22 protein-coding genes are annotated in these 19,299 nt (G+C 32.0%); 17 read left to right on the top strand and 5 right to left on the bottom strand.

The features are described 5' to 3' along the window. Positions 1-231 precede the first annotated feature (231 nt). Positions 232-651 (top strand): DUF2141 domain-containing protein, encoded by a 420-nt coding sequence (locus Q0975_RS20195; RefSeq protein ID WP_299440013.1) that lies wholly within the window; start codon positions 232-234, stop codon positions 649-651. 80 nt (positions 652-731) lie between these two features. Here Q0975_RS20195 and Q0975_RS20190 read toward each other — a convergent pair whose 3' ends face one another. Then, entirely contained in the window at positions 732-1,034 is a 303-nt protein-coding gene (locus Q0975_RS20190; protein WP_299440012.1) for a hypothetical protein, read from the bottom strand. A 162-nt stretch (positions 1,035-1,196) separates the two neighbouring features. Between Q0975_RS20190 and Q0975_RS20185 the strand changes: the two genes are divergently transcribed. Then, complete coding sequence (locus tag Q0975_RS20185; protein ID WP_299440010.1) at positions 1,197-2,147, top strand: LysR substrate-binding domain-containing protein; 951 nt, start codon at positions 1,197-1,199, stop codon at positions 2,145-2,147. A 17-nt stretch (positions 2,148-2,164) separates the two neighbouring features. Here Q0975_RS20185 and Q0975_RS20180 read toward each other — a convergent pair whose 3' ends face one another. From Q0975_RS20180 to Q0975_RS20170, 3 genes are all read right to left on the bottom strand, one after another. Next, on the bottom strand, positions 2,165-2,362 hold the full coding sequence (locus Q0975_RS20180; RefSeq protein ID WP_027392192.1) for a hypothetical protein: 198 nt from the start codon (positions 2,360-2,362) through the stop codon (positions 2,165-2,167). Positions 2,363-2,496: 134 nt separating this feature from the next. Beyond that, the gene (locus Q0975_RS20175; RefSeq protein WP_299440008.1) at positions 2,497-3,297 is read right to left on the bottom strand and encodes a TIGR00266 family protein; all 801 of its coding nucleotides are present in this window, start codon (positions 3,295-3,297) and stop codon (positions 2,497-2,499) included. A 125-nt stretch (positions 3,298-3,422) separates the two neighbouring features. Next, positions 3,423-3,878: a DUF4442 domain-containing protein gene (locus tag Q0975_RS20170; protein WP_299440006.1), complete on the bottom strand. Its 456-nt coding sequence runs from the start codon at positions 3,876-3,878 to the stop codon at positions 3,423-3,425. 154 nt (positions 3,879-4,032) lie between these two features. Here Q0975_RS20170 and Q0975_RS20165 point away from each other — a divergent pair, with 154 nt between their 5' ends. The 8 genes from Q0975_RS20165 (at position 4,033) to Q0975_RS20130 (ending at position 11,498) form a co-directional block, all read left to right on the top strand. Further along, positions 4,033-4,485, top strand: a complete 453-nt coding sequence (locus tag Q0975_RS20165) for a DUF4870 domain-containing protein (protein ID WP_299440004.1) — start codon at positions 4,033-4,035, stop codon at positions 4,483-4,485. Positions 4,486-4,491: 6 nt separating this feature from the next. Next, the gene (locus Q0975_RS20160) at positions 4,492-5,025 is read left to right on the top strand and encodes a hypothetical protein (protein ID WP_299440002.1); all 534 of its coding nucleotides are present in this window, start codon (positions 4,492-4,494) and stop codon (positions 5,023-5,025) included. A 64-nt stretch (positions 5,026-5,089) separates the two neighbouring features. Further along, positions 5,090-5,431: a PadR family transcriptional regulator gene (locus tag Q0975_RS20155; protein WP_118457539.1), complete on the top strand. Its 342-nt coding sequence runs from the start codon at positions 5,090-5,092 to the stop codon at positions 5,429-5,431. Further along, positions 5,428-7,248 carry a PspC domain-containing protein gene (locus Q0975_RS20150; RefSeq protein WP_299440000.1) on the top strand — a complete coding sequence of 607 codons (1,821 nt, stop codon included), beginning with the start codon at positions 5,428-5,430 and terminating at the stop codon, positions 7,246-7,248. Before Q0975_RS20155 ends, Q0975_RS20150 begins: the two co-directional genes overlap by 4 nt. Positions 7,249-7,293: 45 nt before the next feature. Next, positions 7,294-8,013 carry a head GIN domain-containing protein gene (locus tag Q0975_RS20145; protein ID WP_299439998.1) on the top strand — a complete coding sequence of 240 codons (720 nt, stop codon included), beginning with the start codon at positions 7,294-7,296 and terminating at the stop codon, positions 8,011-8,013. Positions 8,014-8,244: 231 nt separating this feature from the next. Beyond that, on the top strand, positions 8,245-9,030 hold the full coding sequence (locus tag Q0975_RS20140; protein ID WP_299439997.1) for a DUF4440 domain-containing protein: 786 nt from the start codon (positions 8,245-8,247) through the stop codon (positions 9,028-9,030). Positions 9,031-9,156: 126 nt separating this feature from the next. After that, the gene (locus Q0975_RS20135) at positions 9,157-10,383 is read left to right on the top strand and encodes a serine hydrolase domain-containing protein (protein ID WP_299439995.1); all 1,227 of its coding nucleotides are present in this window, start codon (positions 9,157-9,159) and stop codon (positions 10,381-10,383) included. Between the two features lie 254 nt (positions 10,384-10,637). Beyond that, positions 10,638-11,498, top strand: coding sequence for a DUF2807 domain-containing protein (locus Q0975_RS20130; RefSeq protein ID WP_299439993.1), 861 nt, complete (start codon positions 10,638-10,640; stop codon positions 11,496-11,498). An 85-nt stretch (positions 11,499-11,583) separates the two neighbouring features. Here the strand turns inward: Q0975_RS20130 and trxB are convergent, their stop codons facing one another. After that, a complete protein-coding gene (gene trxB, locus Q0975_RS20125; RefSeq protein ID WP_299439991.1) occupies positions 11,584-12,552 on the bottom strand; it encodes a thioredoxin-disulfide reductase in 969 nt (322 codons plus the stop codon). 237 nt (positions 12,553-12,789) lie between these two features. Between trxB and Q0975_RS20120 the strand changes: the two genes are divergently transcribed. The 7 genes from Q0975_RS20120 to fabV all read left to right on the top strand — a co-directional run bounded on the left by Q0975_RS20120 (position 12,790) and on the right by fabV (position 18,944). Next, complete coding sequence (locus Q0975_RS20120) at positions 12,790-14,400, top strand: tetratricopeptide repeat protein (protein ID WP_299439989.1); 1,611 nt, start codon at positions 12,790-12,792, stop codon at positions 14,398-14,400. A 367-nt stretch (positions 14,401-14,767) separates the two neighbouring features. Beyond that, on the top strand, positions 14,768-15,541 hold the full coding sequence (locus Q0975_RS20115; protein ID WP_299439987.1) for a sterol desaturase family protein: 774 nt from the start codon (positions 14,768-14,770) through the stop codon (positions 15,539-15,541). Positions 15,542-15,757: 216 nt separating this feature from the next. Next, on the top strand, positions 15,758-16,048 hold the full coding sequence (locus Q0975_RS20110) for a hypothetical protein (protein ID WP_299439985.1): 291 nt from the start codon (positions 15,758-15,760) through the stop codon (positions 16,046-16,048). Positions 16,049-16,079: 31 nt separating this feature from the next. Then, positions 16,080-16,397: a YdhR family protein gene (locus tag Q0975_RS20105; RefSeq protein WP_299439983.1), complete on the top strand. Its 318-nt coding sequence runs from the start codon at positions 16,080-16,082 to the stop codon at positions 16,395-16,397. A gap of 57 nt (positions 16,398-16,454) precedes the next feature. After that, on the top strand, positions 16,455-17,075 hold the full coding sequence (locus tag Q0975_RS20100; protein WP_299439981.1) for a trimeric intracellular cation channel family protein: 621 nt from the start codon (positions 16,455-16,457) through the stop codon (positions 17,073-17,075). Between the two features lie 113 nt (positions 17,076-17,188). Beyond that, positions 17,189-17,602, top strand: a complete 414-nt coding sequence (locus Q0975_RS20095; RefSeq protein WP_299439979.1) for a hypothetical protein — start codon at positions 17,189-17,191, stop codon at positions 17,600-17,602. A 148-nt stretch (positions 17,603-17,750) separates the two neighbouring features. Next, on the top strand, positions 17,751-18,944 hold the full coding sequence (fabV, locus tag Q0975_RS20090; RefSeq protein WP_299439977.1) for an enoyl-ACP reductase FabV: 1,194 nt from the start codon (positions 17,751-17,753) through the stop codon (positions 18,942-18,944). Positions 18,945-19,299 lie beyond the last annotated feature (355 nt).

The raw sequence follows: 19,299 nt of genomic DNA, 5'->3' as shown, positions 1-19,299 counted from the left end.
TCACACACTCACACACTCACACACTCACACACTCACACACTCACACACTCACACACTCACACACTCACACACTCACACACTCACATACTCACATACTCACATACTCCCTTACTAAAACACATTTCATCCCACAAATTCTACAATTGGGTTAGATACTTTATAAAAACGCATACGTTTTTTAGATTTTTGAATCATCAAAACAGAATAATAAAAATCAAAAACTAAACTCTTATGAAAACTCTAGTATTATTTTTAGCAATGACAGCTGTAAATTTTATAACACAAGCGCAAGATACCAATGGGATTACCATCACTGTAACTGTACCAAATGTATCTAGTTCTGATGGAGCAGTTCTCTTTGGATTGTATAACGAAGCAACTTTTATGAAAGCAGCTCCTATTAAATCAGCAAAAGGTGAAATTGTAGACGGTGTGGCTAAAATTACATTTACAGATATCCCAGCTGGAGAATATGGAATCTCTTGTGTACACGATGCTAATAATAATGAAAGAATGGATTTTGAAGAAAACGGAATGCCAAAAGAAAGTTTTGGAGTATCCAATAATAATATGAGCTATGGACCACCAATGTGGAGTGATGCAAAATTCGAAGTGGGTACGGAAAATTTAAACATGGAAATACGATTATAACCAAGCAATATATTCATCAATCAAAAAAAAGGGTTTTACTTTATCAGTAAAACCCTTTTCTATATAATTATAATACCAAATTATAAATCATCACAATCAGTATCACTAGCTTCTTGTAGCGCTTGTTCCAAATCCGCATCATCAATAAAAGGACAACCATCCAACGATTCTAAATAAGAGATCGCGGCTTGCGTATAGGCTATACAATTTTCTCTACTCGGATCATTATTAAAATTTTCTAAAGCCTGACTATATGCTTCTACATCCCTAAACGAAATACAATCTCCAGTTAATTCGTCAATAACATCTTCTTCCGAACAAGAAATTAATAAAGCACTCATACTTAATCCCAATACTACAATAGACTTACTTACTATTTTCATTTTTTTGATTTTTAATTATTATAAGTTTTATTGTTTAGTGTTCTTAAAAGAAGAGGGGTTAACACTTTCTTAAAAAAAATCAATAGAAAAAATAAATTTTTAGCATATACTTAATAAGTTTTATCAATAGCTTTTCTATTTTTGGTATCCAAAAATGACAACATGACCATTACACAATTACGATATGTATTAGCGGTTGCTGAGCATCAAAACTTCACAAAAGCAGCAGAAAAAACTTTTGTTACGCAACCTACGCTGAGTATGCAAATTCAAAAGTTAGAGGAAGAGTTAGATATCCTGATTTTTGATCGTAGTAAGAAACCAATTGAACTTACTGAAGTGGGCAGAAAATTGGTACAGCAAGCTAGAAATATTGTTAATGAGAGTGAACGAATCCAAGATATAGTAGATCAGCAAAAAGGTTTTATAGGTGGTGAATTTAAACTAGGAGTTATTCCGACGGTAATGCCTACCCTACTACCTATGTTTTTAAATAATTTCATAAAGAAATATCCAAAAGTAAAACTAAAAATTGAAGAGCTTACTACCGAAGCTATTATCGAGCGTTTGCAAGATGGACATCTCGATGCCGCCATTGCTGCCACTCCTTTGCAAAATGAAAATATAAAAGAACGCGTATTATATTACGAACCCTTTGTTGGTTATATCCCTCCAAGTCATAGACTAAATCAAAAAGGTAAAATTGATATTTCAGATCTGGATATAGATGATATGCTATTACTAGAAGATGGACATTGTTTTAGAGATGGAATCGTAAACCTATGTAAAACACAAAAAAGCTATGATGATGATCATTTTCAATTAGAAAGTGGAAGTTTCGAAACTTTGGTTAAATTATCTAATGAAGGATTAGGAATGACCTTATTACCGTATTTGCATACGTTGGATATCAATGAAAAAGAGAAAAGAAATTTACATTATTTTAATGAACCCTCTCCTGCTAGAGAAGTAAGTCTTATATTTCATAAAAGTGAATTAAAAATGCAAATCATTGAAGCATTACACACTACAATTGCAGGAGTCATAAAAGGAGCGATTACTTTTCAGAACGTACAAATTATCAGCCCTTTACCAAAAATAAAAAGCGACTAAAAAGTCGCTTTTATTTTTTATGATTTTAAATAAATTAAACAAGGTTCTAACTCTGGTTTGTTTAGTGCTAAAGATTGAATCCAAAGTTTTAATTCTTCAATCTCATGAGGGAGTAATCTGTTTAGTGCTTTAATCACTTCCTTTGTAAATAGATTTACATCAAAACTAACTTTTTTTAGTACAGTTTTAGTGTAATCAAACATTGCTCTCGCCATAAATTAATAGGGGTTTAAAATGTTAGGTTTAAAACAAGTAGTTGTAGGATTATACTTACAGTTTTTTAAAGTTGTTATGTCTAATATAGTCAAATAAAACTAAAATATTACTCTTTAACCCTTATTTAACTTTATTAAAAATTATTATCGCCATCCAAAAGATCTCCCAAACCACCTAAAATACTACCTTCTCCTCTACTTTTACCTCCTGCTCTAGGAGCCAATGCTAAAACTCTATTTGCTAATCTACTAAAAGGCAAAGATTGTATATACACCACTCCTGGTCCTGTTAGATTTGCAAAAAATAATCCTTCTCCTCCAAAAATGGTATTTTTTATACCTCCTACAAACTCAATATCATAATTAACTCCCTTAGAGAAACCTATTATACACCCAGTATCTATCTTTAATTTCTCACCAAGCTTTAATTCTTTTCTTGCGGTGGTTCCACCTGCATGCACAAATGCCATTCCATCTCCCTCTAGTTTTTGCATGATAAACCCTTCTCCTCCAAACAAGCCTCTACCCAATTTTTTGGAAAACTCAATACCGATAGATACTCCCTTTGCTGCACAAAGAAAAGCATCTTTCTGACAAACAAACTTACCTCCATATTCCCTTAAATCGATAGGAATAATTTTTCCAGGATATGGAGAAGCAAAACTTACTTTCTTTTTTCCAATAACCTCGTTATAAAAAGCTGTCATAAATAAACTCTCTCCAGTAAGTAAACGTTTTCCGGCTCCAAAAACCTTTCCCATAAACCCTTGATCTTTCTGAGAGCCATCTCCAAAAATGGTATCCATCTTGATGCCATCATCCATCATCATAAAACTTCCCGCCTCAGCTATTACTCCTTCTTGAGGATCCAATTCTATTTCTACATATTGCATTTCTTCCCCATAAATGGTGTAGTCTATTTCGTGTGCTGTCATGATTTTACTATTTATTTTTATTGATTAATGAATATTTCAATATATAAGTAATAAGTTTTTTCAAAATGTTACATATTCATTTTTCGTAAACCAAATTTTTCAATGCTCCCAAAATCTAAAACTTGTTAACTTTTTAACTTAATAGTCCATTCAAAATTAAAAGTAGAAACCTCAATGCCTTCTTTATTAGTTCCTATAGATTTCATCCAGACCGTTTGCCCTTCTCCCGTTTCAATAGTTTTTTGAATGGCTTCTTTAATCAAATGTCCATCATTACATACGAACGTAATTCTACCTGTTGCTTTTTTAGTAAATGTGGCATTGTTATTTGCTACCAACATGGATATTTTCTTTCCACTTTCATGAATTTGACCGGATACCATTGCTCCTGTGCTCATTTCTGCAGCCATACCTTGCACTGCCCAAAACATAGAATTAAAAGGGTTTTGATTCATCCATCTGTGCTTAACACTTACTGTACAGCTAGATTCATTGACTTGTTTTACACGAACCCCACAAAGCCACGCAGAAGGTAACTTGAACATTGTAAAGGTGTTGATCTTTCCAGGAGTAATCTTCATAATATAATATTTAGTTGCCCTAAAGTATTGAAAAAGTATGGACATACAAAATAACATCAAATCATAAATTTATGTTAAAATATGGTACTATGTTTTGCATAATACCTTCTTTTAGCCATATATTTGTATAAGAAACTATTATATACTTTTAAAAATGTCCAATAACAACCACAAAAATATCGCAACGTTTATACACTTAGGGGTATTTACAAAATACTTTATTCCATTTGGGAATTTTATAGTTCCCATATTATTATGGACTACCAATAAGGATAAATCAGAGTTTATAGATAACCACGGTAAAGAAGCTATCAATTTTCAGTTGAGTGTACTGCTTTATACGATAATTTTAGGAATGATATCTGTTCCATTTTTTATGTTCAACATCCTTGGTGATGCATCTTTATTCGATGTTTTTAATCACAATGGGCTAGATATTAACTTTTCTACCGATGGAGGATTCAGAACATTAATAGGTGCTTCATTTGTAGGTGTACTAGCATTAATGGGGTTCTTTTTAGAAATCATTTTTATCATCACCGCAGCATTAAAAGGAAATAAAGGAGAATTATATAGATACCCGCTAACAATCAGATTCATAAAGTAATTTAGAATGAACTCATCAATCAACATAAAATACATTCTAATTACTGCCATAGCTGTGGTATCCTCCTTCTTTTTTCACGAGTTGGCTCACTTCATCACTGGGAAACTCTTAGGATACGAAATGGGAATGACACTTAATTCTGCATTCTTATTAGAAGGAGAATACCAATCAGCTTGGCACCAACAATTGGTTAGCGCTGCTGGACCACTATTTACAATGCTTCAGGCTTTTGTGATATTTTATTTCATCAAAAAAACGAATAATAAGTATTGGTATCCATTTTTATTCTTTGCATTTTACTCTAGAGTATTAGCAATGATTATATCAATTTTTAATCCTAATGATGAAGCTCGTATTAGTGCTTGGCTTGGACTTGGATATTGGATGCTACCATTATTAGTAGGTTTTACATTACTAATATTATTAATTAAAACATCAAAAGAACAGGGATACAATTTAAAATTTAACCTAATCAATTATCTTTTATCATCCGTCTTTATTGCTGGAGTTGTATTCTCGGATCAATATATATTTAAATAACATCATCAATCAATCATCAATCAATCAAAAAATGAACAGTTTAACTTTTTAAAAAACCAGTTTTATGAAGATCGAAAACACAAAAGCGCAAATGCGCAAAGGTGTTCTGGAATATTGCATACTTTCAATTCTTAGGGATGACGACGCTTATGTAGCAGAGATTTTAGGGACCCTTAAAGACGCAAAGATGCTAGTTGTAGAAGGCACAATATATCCTTTATTAACAAGGCTTAAGAATGCCGGATTGCTTAGTTATCGCTGGGAAGAATCTACATCAGGACCACCACGTAAATATTATGGACTTACGGAAACAGGAAAACTTTTTCTAAAAGAATTAAATACCACTTGGGACGAATTACAAAATGCGGTAACTATAGTTACTAAACAAAAAAAGAAACAAAAATGAACAAAACAGTCAATATAAATTTAGCAGGCATATTTTTTCACATCGATGAAGACGCTTATTTAAAGCTGCAGCGCTATATTCAGGCGATAAAACGTTCATTTACCGACTCCCAAGGTAGAGATGAAATTATCGCTGATATCGAAGCACGAATAGCAGAGCTTTTCAGTGAAAAAATAAAAGACGAAAGACAAGTAATCGGTACAAAAGAAGTAGATGAAGTAATCGAAGTTATGGGGCAACCCGAAGATTATCGATTAGATGAAGAGATTTTTGAAGACGAACCAAAATCTTCTTATCAAGGAACTCCAAAATCTAAACAATTATTTAGAGATACTTCTAATTCTTATGTAGGAGGTGTAAGTTCTGGATTAAGCCATTATCTTGGAATAGATCCTATTTGGTTAAGAATTGCATGGATTCTTTTTACGGTATTTTCTAGTGGAGCATTTATCCTTATCTATATCGCATTTTGGATTTTTGTACCGGAAGCAAAAAGTACAGCGGACTATTTAGCAATGAAAGGCGAAGCTGTAAACATTAGCAACATCGAAAAAAAAATCAAGGAAGGATTTAATGATGTTGCGGATAAGGTAAAAGATGTAGATTATCAAAAATACAGTGATAAAGTAAAAAGTGGTTCTACTAGTTTTTTCGATGCACTTGGAGATGTGTTATTAGTGGTATTGAAGATATTTGTAAAATTTATAGGAGTCTTACTTATTATTGTATCAGGAATCACTTTAATTAGCCTATTTATTAGTTTATTCACTGTCGGTACTTTCGGATTTATAGAAACTCCATTTACTGAATATATAGATGTTGTTAATCATCCTAATGTACCATTATGGCTAGTATCCTTACTTACAATGTTTGCTGTAGGTATTCCATTTTTCTTTTTATTCATTTTAGGTTTAAAAATTGTCATAAATAATCTAAAATCAATAGGTACTCCAGCTAAGCTAGCATTGCTTGCCGTTTGGATCATATCAATATTAGGACTAGCAATTGTAGGTATCCGTCAGGCTACTCAAGAAGCATATGATGCTGAAGTAATAGAAGATTCTAGAAACTTATATCTTCAATCTAGCGACACATTAAATATAAAAATGGTTGGAAATAGTAGATATGTAAGAAATCTATACCATAGAAATGATTTCAAAATAAAAAGAGATCAAAACGATAACAAGGTAATCGTAATTCAGGATATTGAAGTATTCATCAAAGAAAATAAAGAAGATTCTATTCCTAAAATCATGGTTAGAAAAAATGCTGAAGGAAGTAGTTACGATGAAGCTAAAGAAAGAGCAGCTGCTATTAAGTATGAGTATGATGTAAAAGGTAACTCCTTATTATTAAATGGATATGCAATCACCGATTACGCAAACAAATACAATGATCAGGAAATTGAAATCATAATTTCCATACCAGAAGGAATGACCATATTAGCTGATGATAATACATCCGGATATAACAACTCTTGGAAATACAATGATTATCTAACCATAGATGGTAAAGAAGAAAAATATCTAAAATTGATTGATGGTAAATTTATCTGCGAGGATTGTCCTAAAGATGAATGGCAATACAATGAATGGGAAGACAATGGAAATAATGATACAGACAGAGTAAAAATTAACATCAACTCTGATGATGATAATACAAATCTTAAAATTGATGAAGATGGAGTGCAAATCAAAATCAACTCTGATGATGAGGATGCGAATCTTAAAATCGATGAAGATGGAGTACAAATCAAGAGTGAAGAAGTAGATATAAAAATAGACGAGAACGGAATAAAAATCAAAACCGATAATTAATATCAATCAAAAAACGAACAGTTTAACAAATCAATAAACAATATTATGAGCACACTAATCAAAATTACAGCAGCATTATTCCTTACCGCTTTATCTTGTTCTTGCAATATAGCTTTTGACGGAATCCGAGGTGAAGGAGAAGTAATCCGAAAAGAAAAAACCATTAATGAAAACTTTGAAACCATTAAATCAAGTCGAGGCTTAGATGTAGTGCTAACCAATAAAAAAGATAGAAAAGTAATCATAGAAGCAAATGAAAACCTTCATCAGTATATAGAGGTATATGTAGAAGGAGAAACACTTTATATCACTGCTGATAAAAATATTTATCAGGCTGATGAAAAAACAGTCTATGTTTCATACAATAAATTAGGAAAAATATCTGCCACAAGCGGTTCCAGAGTTACCTCTCAAGGAGCAGTTGTTCAAAAGGACCTTGCAATTAGTGCTACAAGTGGTGCTAATATAAAACTTAAAGTAAAAGCAGAATCACTTACTACATCAGTAACCAGTGGTGCTATTATGAATTTATCAGGAAAAGTGAATAACCATAAAGCCAATGCAACAAGTGGAGCGAATATAAGAGCTGATGAGCTTTTAAGTCTTGTCTCAGTAGCAAAAGCAACCAGTGGATCACATATAAAAATTCATGCAAAAGATCAATTTACCGGAAAAGCAACCAGTGGAGCAGATGTAGTATACTACGGAGATCCTCAAAAAGTATCCGAAGATGATAATTCTGGAGGAAACGTAAGAAGAAACTAATCAACCATACACCTAACCAATAAATTCAACCAACCACTACCAACCAAAAATAGAACCACCTGAAAAGCTCCCATTGTTGACAGACAAATTATTTAGATATTATGCTTTTCGGGAGGTTCTTATGTATTAATTACCCTCTATTTATTGCCACCATCTTATGCTATAGATGGGTTATCAATCATATCAATATTCATCAATCTGTCTGATCAAGGCAAATCAAAAAATAAAAAAATGACATCAAAACTTCATGTTTTAATGGTATCCTTATGCATTACATTGTCTTTAGGATATAGTGCGCATGCGCAACAATCAGGAGCCCTAAAAGATCTTACAACGACCATCCTTACTTTAGATACTGAATTCTGGAAATCCTATAATAGCTGTGACATTAATAAATTCAGAACATTCTTTGTAGAAGATTTTGAGTTTTATCATGACAAAGGAGGTCTAACCGCTGGGCTTACTAAAATGATGTCTAGCGTAGAAAATGGATTGTGTAATCCAGAAAATCCAAGAGTACGCCGCGAGGTCGTAAAAGGAAGTGTAGCCGTATATCCTCTTAATAATTATGGAGCCATCATTACTGGAGAACACGTTTTTTATGTCTCCGAAAATGGTAAAAAAGAAAGGCTTGCCGAGATTGCAAAATTCACTCATGTTTGGCAACATAAAAATGAACAATGGAAAATGACCCGAGTATTAAGTTACGATCATAAGCCCGCTCCACAGAATACAGATAAAAAAGAAATTTCATTATCAGATGAAACTCTAAATCTATATATAGGTACCTATCAGGCACCACAAACAGGAACAGTTGTTGTCACCAAAAAAGACAACCATTTAGAAATAAATGCTGGCAAAATGCAGGCTTTTATTTATCCTCAAACCGAAACTTTATTTTTTCATAAACAAAGTCCGTTAACCTTCGAATTTACTAAAGGTGAAAAAGGAGTTATATCTAAAATGATCGTTCGTGAAAATGGACAAATTGCTGAAGAAGCTAAGAAAGTGAAATAAATACATTGCCAAAATGCAAATACCTAGTTAAGCCAAGAATACAAATTACTTGACACTAATATTATGGTAATAAAGAGGAAAATAAACAGAAAAATAAAAAAATATACGAAAAATACTTTTCTGACATTGATAATATTGTGTATTGGGTTTATTGTTTTCATTCTTAATGAGACAAAGGATGAAGTGAATGCTACTATGAATAATATTGATGGCAAATTACAAGCTTTCTACAATAAAAAAAAAATGGCGGGTTTTGCAGTGTCCGTCTTCAATACTGATAGTGTTATATATTCTAATGGTTTTGGTTATGCTGATATAAAGAACAATATTCCTTATACAACAAACACTATTCAATATATTGCCTCTATTTCAAAAACGACTATTGGTGTATCATTACTAAAAGCTCAGGAGTTGGGATTATTAAATATTGACGATCCAATTAACAAATATCTTCCATTCGAGGTTGTAAATCCGAAATTTCCTAATCATCCAATAACCATAAAACATTTAGCAACTCATACCTCTTCCATGGATTATAATGAAAAAGTTGTTGAATCTCTCTACATAAATGAACTAGAAAAGGATAAATCATTAGATAGGTTTATTAAAAATTATTTCGTTAATGGTAATTATGGAATGGTAAGTTTTACAAATCACAAACCTGGTGAAAATTGGAACTATTCGAATATTGGAGCTGGATTAGCAGCGTATATTATAGAATATACATCAGAAATGTCATTTTCAGATTTTACACATAAATACATCTTCGATCCTCTACATATGGAAAACACAAATTGGTTCGAAAAAGAATCAGATAGTAGTAATCTATCTAAGTACTATGTTCCTAAAAAAAACTCTACAATTGTTGAATTTAAAACCAGTGGTGTACAATTATATCCTGCTCGAGATATCATGACCAATATCAAAGATTTAACTACATACTGTCGGGCCATACTTTCAAAGGACCATAAAATATTATCTAATCATTCTTATGAAATAATGTTAAATCCAACGCTAAACTCTTCGGTAACTAATCAAGAAGTAGACAATAGTGGTTTATTTTGGATGATCGACAGAAATCAATACGGAATAACCTATCAATTAACAGGTCTAAATGGTGGTGATAATTGTATCAATACAATGATGTGGTTTGACCCAGTTAACAAACTAGGCTATATTTTTATCGGAAATACAGGTTCATCAAAATTAAATAAAGTCAATCATATTTGGATTTACAGAACATTAGTCAGCTTAGGTGATGATATTCTAATCAATAATCCAAAAAACACGTTTAGTGAAAAAGCAAAATATAAATGGCATAATTTATATAATCGAGTCAGAGGATTATTTTAAAAATAGATCAGTTACTAAAGAAGCTAAGAAAGTGAAATAACAATAATACCTCACCATTTTTTTACTTAACCGCTCTTTGCTAATGGTGAAGAAAGTAGCCTCTTTTTTTTAAGAGGCTATACTTTTTGGTATACATTTTGAAAACTAAAGGTATGTAACGATTTTTTCTAAAATCAGTCTTTTTATAAATAAATTTAACAACCAGATATACTTAAACACAAAAAACAGTGTTTAAAAAATAAAACCACATACAAATGAGAACACTTCTGTTATCACTATTTTCTATTTTCTTTTTAGGAAACATATATGCTCAGAAAGAAAAGATCAAAGGCAATAAAATTGTCATGACTGAAGAAAAAATCGTAGACGCTTTTCATACTATTGAATTATATGACAACTTCGAAGTCTCAATAGATGAAGACAGTGATCATATTATAAAGATTGAAGCAGATAGTAATCTCCAGGAGTTTATTGAAGTAGAAATACAGGATAGTATTTTAAAAATAAGAGGAACTAAATTTTTTCGGCGCGCCAAAGCCTTAAATATAAAGATCTCATGTGCTTCAGAATTAAAAAAAATAAGTACGTATGACAAGATAGATCTTAAATCATTATCTTCTATTAAATCCTCAGAATTAAGAATTGAAGCCAATGATAATTCAGAAGTATTTTTATCTATAGACACAGGTAAAGTAACAGGAATATCTAACGGAAAATCAACTCTCGAATTACATACAGACTCAGAAGAAGCTTTTTATCAGGTAAATGAAAATTCAGAATTAAAAGGAATCATAACCGCGGATAGTTTAAAAATAGATTTATATCAAAAAGGGTATGCAAAACTAGAAGGAAATGTTAAATCAATGTTGGTTAGAGCGGATGGTGATACTGATTTTTATGGAGAAAAATTAACTTCAACAAAAACATCAATCATCGCCGAAGGTTCCAGTGACTGTTATGTACTAACAAATGAAGAAATTACTATTGAAGCTAAAGATAAAACTGAAATCTATTTACTTGGAGAACCTAAAATTAATATGACGATGTTCTCCAATGAAGCTACGTTGTACAAGAAAAAGATAGATTATAGTCCTAGCAGACTTAAATTAAATTGAAAAGAAAACCTTATTTAGGAATAAAAAAGACCTGTTAGATTTAAAATCTAACAGGTCTAATAATAATTTCTATTTACTAAATGTATTAAGCAGAAACTTCTTCACTAGTTTCTACAGTAGCAAGATATCTTTCTGCGTCTAATGCTGCCATACAACCAGTACCAGCTGCAGTAACCGCTTGTCTATATTCTTTATCCTGAACATCACCTGATGCAAATACACCAGGAATATTTGTTTTGGTAGATTTACCTTCAGTAATAATGTATCCAGTATCATCCATATCAATCTGACCTTTAAAAATGTCAGTGTTAGGCTTATGTCCTATCGCAATAAATAAACCAGTAATAGAAATCTCAGATTTCTCCTTAGTCTGGTTATTTACCATACGTAAACCTTCTACTACCTGATCTCCTAGAACCTCATCTACTTCTGTATTATATAATACTTTAAGATTAGGCGTGTTATTCACACGATGTTGCATTGCTTTAGAAGCTCTCATATGATCTTTACGCACTAGCATGGTAACACTAGAACAGATATTAGATAAGTATGTAGCCTCTTCTGCTGCTGTATCTCCAGCTCCAACGATTGCTACGTCCTGACCTTTATAAAAGAATCCATCACAAACCGCACAGGCAGAAACTCCACCACCACGCAATTTCTGCTCACTTGGTAATCCTAAATATTTAGCGGTAGCACCTGTTGAAATAATCACGGATTCTGCTTCAATCTCTTTAGTATTATCTACAGTTACCTTATGGATCCCTCCTTTTTCTGTACTAAATTCTACAGAAGTGACCATCCCAATACGAACTTCCGTACCAAAACGTTCCGCTTGTTGCTGCAATTGTACCATCATTGTTGGACCATCTATTCCTTCAGGATATCCCGGAAAATTATCCACCTCTGTAGTTGTGGTTAACTGTCCTCCTGGTTCCATACCTGTATACATAATAGGTTTAAGGTCTGCTCTTGCTGCATATATTGCTGCAGTATATCCCGCAGGTCCTGAACCTATGATAAGGCATTTTATTCTTTCTATAGTATCTGACATAATCTTTTCGTTTTAACTGATGTAAAAGTAGCAATTTGAAGAGAAACCTTACATTAAAGTTATTAAGAATTGTTATACACTTATAGACATCTTAAATAAATACTAAAATGAAATACAATAAACGATAACCCCTATATATTTGTAAACAAATCAATTAAAACTGTGCGAAACCTTTTAGTTCTTATCTTAATAATCATCAGTTCAGGAATATATTCACAAAATGAAAAAGTGGATAGCTTGAAAATAGAACTAAACACACATACATCTCAAGATTCTAAAAAAGTTGATTTATTAAATGCTACAGGTTTCGAATACTGGATCATTGATCCTAATGAATCCCTAAAATATGGAAAAGAAGCATTAAAACTTTCCGAAAAACTAACATATGACACTGGTATTGCTGTTGCCAATCGAATTATAGGAGTAGCATACTGGGCACAAGGAAATCAGAATGATGCATTACTTTATCTAACTCAATCCCAAAAAAAATTTCAAAGTATAAAGGATCAAGAAGGTATTGCAAACACGATGCTAAATATAGGAATGGTGTATGCAGACCTCAAAGAATATGACAAAGCCTTGAAAAACTATACCAATGCGATCGATAATTTCACTGCATTAAATCTCTCGGGACGTATAGCTACTACTTTTACAAAAATAGGAACCATATATATTGAGAAAGGTAATCTTAACGATGCTAGAATATATATATCGGATGCTTTAAAGCTTCATACTAAGAATAATTTTCAATATGGAATTGCAGAAGCTCATAATCGATTAGGAATTCTGTATCTAAAAGAAAAGGAACTTTCACAAGCAAAATATCATATAGAAAGGTCTATTTCAGTTGGCAAAAAGATCGGTGATGAAGATGGAATGATCAGTAATCTTATTCAATATGGTAAATTACTGAGGTTAGAAAACAACTTTGACGCTGCTGAAATCCACCTTAATTTAGGGCTTAAAAGAGCCAAAAACAATAGCCTTAAAAAATATGAATTACTTGCATATGAAGAACTCAAAGAACTTCGAAAACTACAAGAAAAACCAGAAGAAGCGCTTGTTTTTTATGATCATTATTCAAAATTAAAAGATTCAATTTTTAATACAGAAAAATCTAAACAGATTGCCTATCTCGAATTTAAAAATCAACTAGAACAACAAGAAAAAGAGCTTCTGTTTCTACAAGAAAAAGAAAAAACAGATGCTTTAATTAAATGGAGTTTAACCTTAGGCATTCTGATTATATTGATAATCGGGTTTTTAATTCTTACCAACCTAAAACAACGATCCAAAAAAAATAGAGAACTATTAGAGAAAAGCAATGAACTTTTACAATCCAAAGAAGCCTTAAATCAGCAAGCCCTAGAAAATGCAAAACTCAAACAACATGAGCTACAACAACAACTAGAGTTTAAGAACAAGGAACTTACCTCCTATGCCATTAATTTTGTCCAAAAAAACGAGCTCTTACAAAATTTGCAGAGTACCGCTCAGCTAGCGAAAAAATCAACTTCAAAAGAAAAAGATAAGCTGATTGATAAATTAAGTAAAACCATTCGACAAAATTTAACTATCGACAAAGACTGGGAAGATTTTAAACGTTTTTTTGAAGAAGTACACGTGGATTTCTATTCCAAACTAAAATCCAAACACCCCGAATTGAGTGCTAATGATCTAAAAATTTGTTCACTGACGAGGCTTAATCTTAATATCAAAGAAACGGCAAGTATCCTTGGGATTTCTCCAGAAAGTGCTAAAACGGCACGTTATCGACTTCGCAAAAAGTTAGAATTACATCAAAATCAAGAGATTTTCACCTATTTATTAGCACTAGAAAGCGAATAGCATATCGTTTTTTCTCTTATTCTTAGATATTTGACAAAAATACATTCTTAAAACCTATCACGTTCAAGTTTCTGAAAATCAATAAATTAATAATTACTGTTTACTTATCGTCTACTTCTTTTTAGCAGAACGAGAACACCTGTCTACTCTTAATTCCAAATTGCTCACATACCGTATACCCTGTTTATTAGCAACAACCTATATGCTCCTATACTTTTGACTTCGGAAAACAAAACAAATTATTAATTCTTAAAACTGGGAAAATGTTGAAGAACAAAAAAAATGAAAACCTACCTACACTCAAAAGGTATTGGATACAAAGAAAAAATGAATTGAAGAATAGGTTACATCAAAACAGAATATGGTAATGAAAGAGTTATTTATGAATTTACCCAATATATTAGAAATAGTACTAGACCCAATATCACTTATAATTATAGGGATGTATATCACGCTAATGATATGGGAAGCAGTTGCTCCTGCTCGCCGATTACCAAAAGTAAAACACTGGAAACTAAAAGGAATGATCTCATTTGCTTTGTTCTTTTTACTTTCCTCCTATCTTCCTTTGATTTGGGACACCTATTTAATAGAATACCAAATTCTGGATCTTACAGGATTGGGGGTATTTGGTGGAGCCATTGTTGGATTTACACTCTATGAATTTGCGTTATACGCCTGGCATAGAACGATGCATGCGAGTGATTTCTTATGGAAAATATTCCACCAAATGCATCATAGTATAGAGCGCATGGATTCTTATAGCGCATTCTATTTTAGTCCAATGGACATGATAGGTTTCACATTCTTAGGCAGTTTTTGCTTTACCATTATTGCCGGGTTTGATCCAAAAGCAGTTGTTATTATCATTCTAATCACTAATTTCTTTGCTATCGTACAGCACTGTAATATTAAAACACCTCATTGGATTGGGTACCTAGTTCAACGACCAGAAGGCCACACGTATCATCATGGAAAAGGAGTCCACGCTTATAATTATGCTGATCTCTCTTTCATCGATATGTTATTTGGAACTTTTTACAATCCAAAACTACATCCCAAAGAATCGGGTTTTTATGCTGGAGGATCGCATAAGATTAAAGATATGTTGCTTTTCAGAGATATATCAAAAGAAAATTAAGTTGAGTTGTGATGAAATTGTTCAAGGTTTTTGCTGATTACAAAAACCTGAACAATTTCAATTAAAAATAAACCATGAACATACTAAGAAAAAATTATAGAAAATTTTGGGATCAATTTCTTAATGCAAGATCTCTATTTAGTGCGATTACGTATAGTCTACTATTATTTACCATTGTTTTTTTTTGCAGAATTAAGCACGGTAAAATGGTTATATATGGAAGTCTACAATGTAACATTGTTATATGTTATCATAAATATGATACTCTTTTCTAAAGATATTTTACATCCTAAATCAGATCTTCTTTTTTCAAATGAATTAATTGAGATTCTATTGATCCTCGCATTTGCAACCATACTTACTATTTCTTTATACCTATCCAAGGACAGTATAAATGCCTTAAAAACAAGCCATGTAATTATACAAACCAATGCAATCATTGTGATCATTATTTCACTGTTCATGTGGAAGAAAACACAATTAAACGCTCCATTAAATAAAACGTAAAACAAAATATTAAATCACCCAATAAATATTCATGTCAGAAAAAAAAGCAATAGTAAATGTTCAATTTAAATCAAATTTATCACCACAAAGATTACAGAAAATTTCTAGCAATCATCTGGATACGATGGCGAACGTAGAAGGACTAATTAAAAAATATTATTATATAAACCCAGAAACAAAAACTATCGGAGGAACATATCTTTTTGATAATATGAAGCTAGCAAGAGATTATCTTCGTTACTTTTTAATAAAAGGCATTGGCCTACGATATGGGATTATCCCAAATACTTTAAAAATGGAAACAGGAATTATACAAATTGAAATTGACGGGAGAAACGCTAAATATTAATCTAAAAAATTATAATTCGAATTAGATATCCTACATTTATCCCCAAAATAGAGAAAAATGACACTTTTCGACATATTGGATATTTTAGGAACTATTGCTTTCGCCATTTCAGGAGCATTGAGTGCTATGAATAGAAGGTTAGATCTTTTTGGAATCTTTATCATCGCTTTCGTAACTGCTATTGGTGGAGGAACTCTTAGAGATGTGCTTATTGGAGCAACACCTGTTTCATGGATGCACAATACTCTTAATATGTATTTGATTGGAGGAGTTGCAGGTCTATCCATAATCTTTAGAAATAAATTAGATTATTTAAAAAAATCCGTTTTCTTATTTGATACCATTGGATTAGGGATTTTCACGATTATAGGAGTAGAAGCTGGGATACAAACAAAGCTTGATCCTATTTTCTGTATAGCATTAGGTGCTATGACAGGATGTTTTGGAGGAGTAATTCGTGATATTTTATGTAATGAAATTCCTGTGATTTTCAGAAAAGAAATCTATGCGACAGCTTCCATAGCAGGTGGAATCTGTTTTATGATTTTATATTCATTAAAAGCACCTATCAATATCATATATATCACCACCACCTTATTGATTATTGTTATACGCTTACTAGTTGTAAAATTTCAAATTTCGTTGCCTTTATTTACAGTTAGAAATCAAAAAAACTGACAGTATTCCTTATCAATAATTAAATCATTATTATCTTACAAACGATTACTAATTCGAGAAATATCTTGGCGTTTTTGATCTAAAACTTATAACACATAGATAGGATTTAAATTATGAAAACACATCTAGATCTTAACGATTCAGAATTCGAGAAACAGTTTAGAACCGGCAACCTAGATCCTTCTTTATTTAATCATGAAGCACACCTAAGGTTAGCCTGGATTCATATTAACATATATGGATTAGAAACAGCTTGTGATACTATTTCTAATCAGATTTTGTCATATGTAAATCGGTTAGGAGCAACGGATAAATTTAATAAGACTCTTACTATTGCAGCGATTAAAATAGTTTATCACTTTTTGCAAAAGTCAAAGTCGGATACTTTTCAAGATTTTATAACTGAATTCCCAAGATTGAAATCTAATTTTAAGAAACTACTAGATGCTCATTATGGGTTCGATATATTTAATTCTGAAGAAGCCAAAACTCAATATTTAGAACCGGATTTATTACCATTTTCTTAATTAGTTCGATATGTATTTTTTGAAACTAAACTATTCGTTTTTGTGCGATGTTTATTGAATATTAAAATTTATCTAATAACCAGTTAATTTCTTTGGAAATAGATACTTTTTAGGCTATGTTCGTATACTCAGAAAAAGAAGTTGCACAATGATCATAGAACCTAGAACTCGCGGATTCATCTGCCTAACTGCACATCCTAAGGGATGCGAGCAAAATGTAATAAATCAAATCGATTATATAAAATCCAAAGGAACCATTGATGGCCCTAAAAAGGTTCTAGTTATTGGTGCATCTACTGGTTTTGGTTTAGCATCCAGAATTACCAATGCATTTGGTTCTGATGCTGCTACAATTGGCGTATTTTTAGAAAAACCTCCTAAACCCAATAGGCCGGCTTCTCCAGGATGGTATAACAGTGCCGCTTTTGAAACTCAGGCACACCAAGCTGGATTATACGCTAAAAGTATCAACGGAGATGCTTTTTCTAATGAAATTAAGCAACAAACCGTAGCACTTATTAAGAAAGACTTAGGGCAAGTAGATTTAATAATTTATAGTTTGGCTTCTCCTGTACGTGTACATCCAGAAACGGGAATAAAACACAAATCTGCTCTAAAACCAATTGGTGATTCATACACTAATAAAACAGTAGACTTTCATACAGGAAATATTTCTCAAATATCCATTGAACCAGCCACAGAAGAAGATATAGAAAATACGGTAACCGTAATGGGTGGAGAAGATTGGCAACTATGGATCGACGCATTACAAAAAGAAAATTTATTAGCTCCAGAAGTGAAGACAGTGGCCTACTCTTATATTGGTCCAAAACTAACGGAACCTGTATATAGAAAAGGAACCATTGGTCGGGCTAAAGATCATTTAGAAGCTACTGCTTTTAATATTACCGACACGCTTAAAAGCATAAACGGAAAAGCATATGTTTCTGTAAACAAAGCCTTAGTAACTCAAGCTAGTTCTGCAATCCCTGTAATCCCTTTATATATTTCTTTATTATACAAAATAATGAAAGAAAATAACGTTCATGAAGGATGTATAGAGCAAATGCAACGATTGTTTGCGGATAGATTGTACAATAACAATGAACTAGCAACTGATGATAAAGGTAGAATACGAGTGGATGATTGGGAAATGAGCGAAGATATACAGAGTAAAATAAAAGAGCTTTGGGACAACGCCACGACGGAAACGTTGTCAACCATTGGTGATTTAGAAGGCTACAGTACTGATTTTTTCAATCTATTTGGATTTAAAGTAAACGGTGTGGATTACAATCAGGATGTAAATGAAGTTGTAGCAATTCCTGGGTTGCAGGAATAAACATATTTCATAACAACGAGTTTCTTTTATCATACATTCAAGAAAAGGGATAGATTTTTTATTTTATTGGCTTACTGATACTGTTAACACAAACAACGGTCTCCTATTCAATGAAATCAAAAACTTTTGAACTGAAATAGCGTCTATATTCTTATGATCACTTTGATATTCATTTCGAAGTCAGTGGTATATCTCAATATACTCAAATGTTAAATATCGCATTACATACTATTAAATTACTATTTGTGTATTTCATACAAACCTTTAATTTTGTATCCATCATTACTAGTTATTCTGAATAAAATTAAAAGCTTACATAAAATACTGTAACATTCTCTAAAAGTATTTATCTATG

The organism is uncultured Aquimarina sp. (assembly GCF_947500065.1).
Taxonomy (GTDB): Bacteria; Bacteroidota; Bacteroidia; order Flavobacteriales; family Flavobacteriaceae; genus Aquimarina.
The sequence above is the reverse complement of the archived record's forward strand: the minus strand, read 5'-3'. Positions and strand labels throughout refer to the sequence as shown.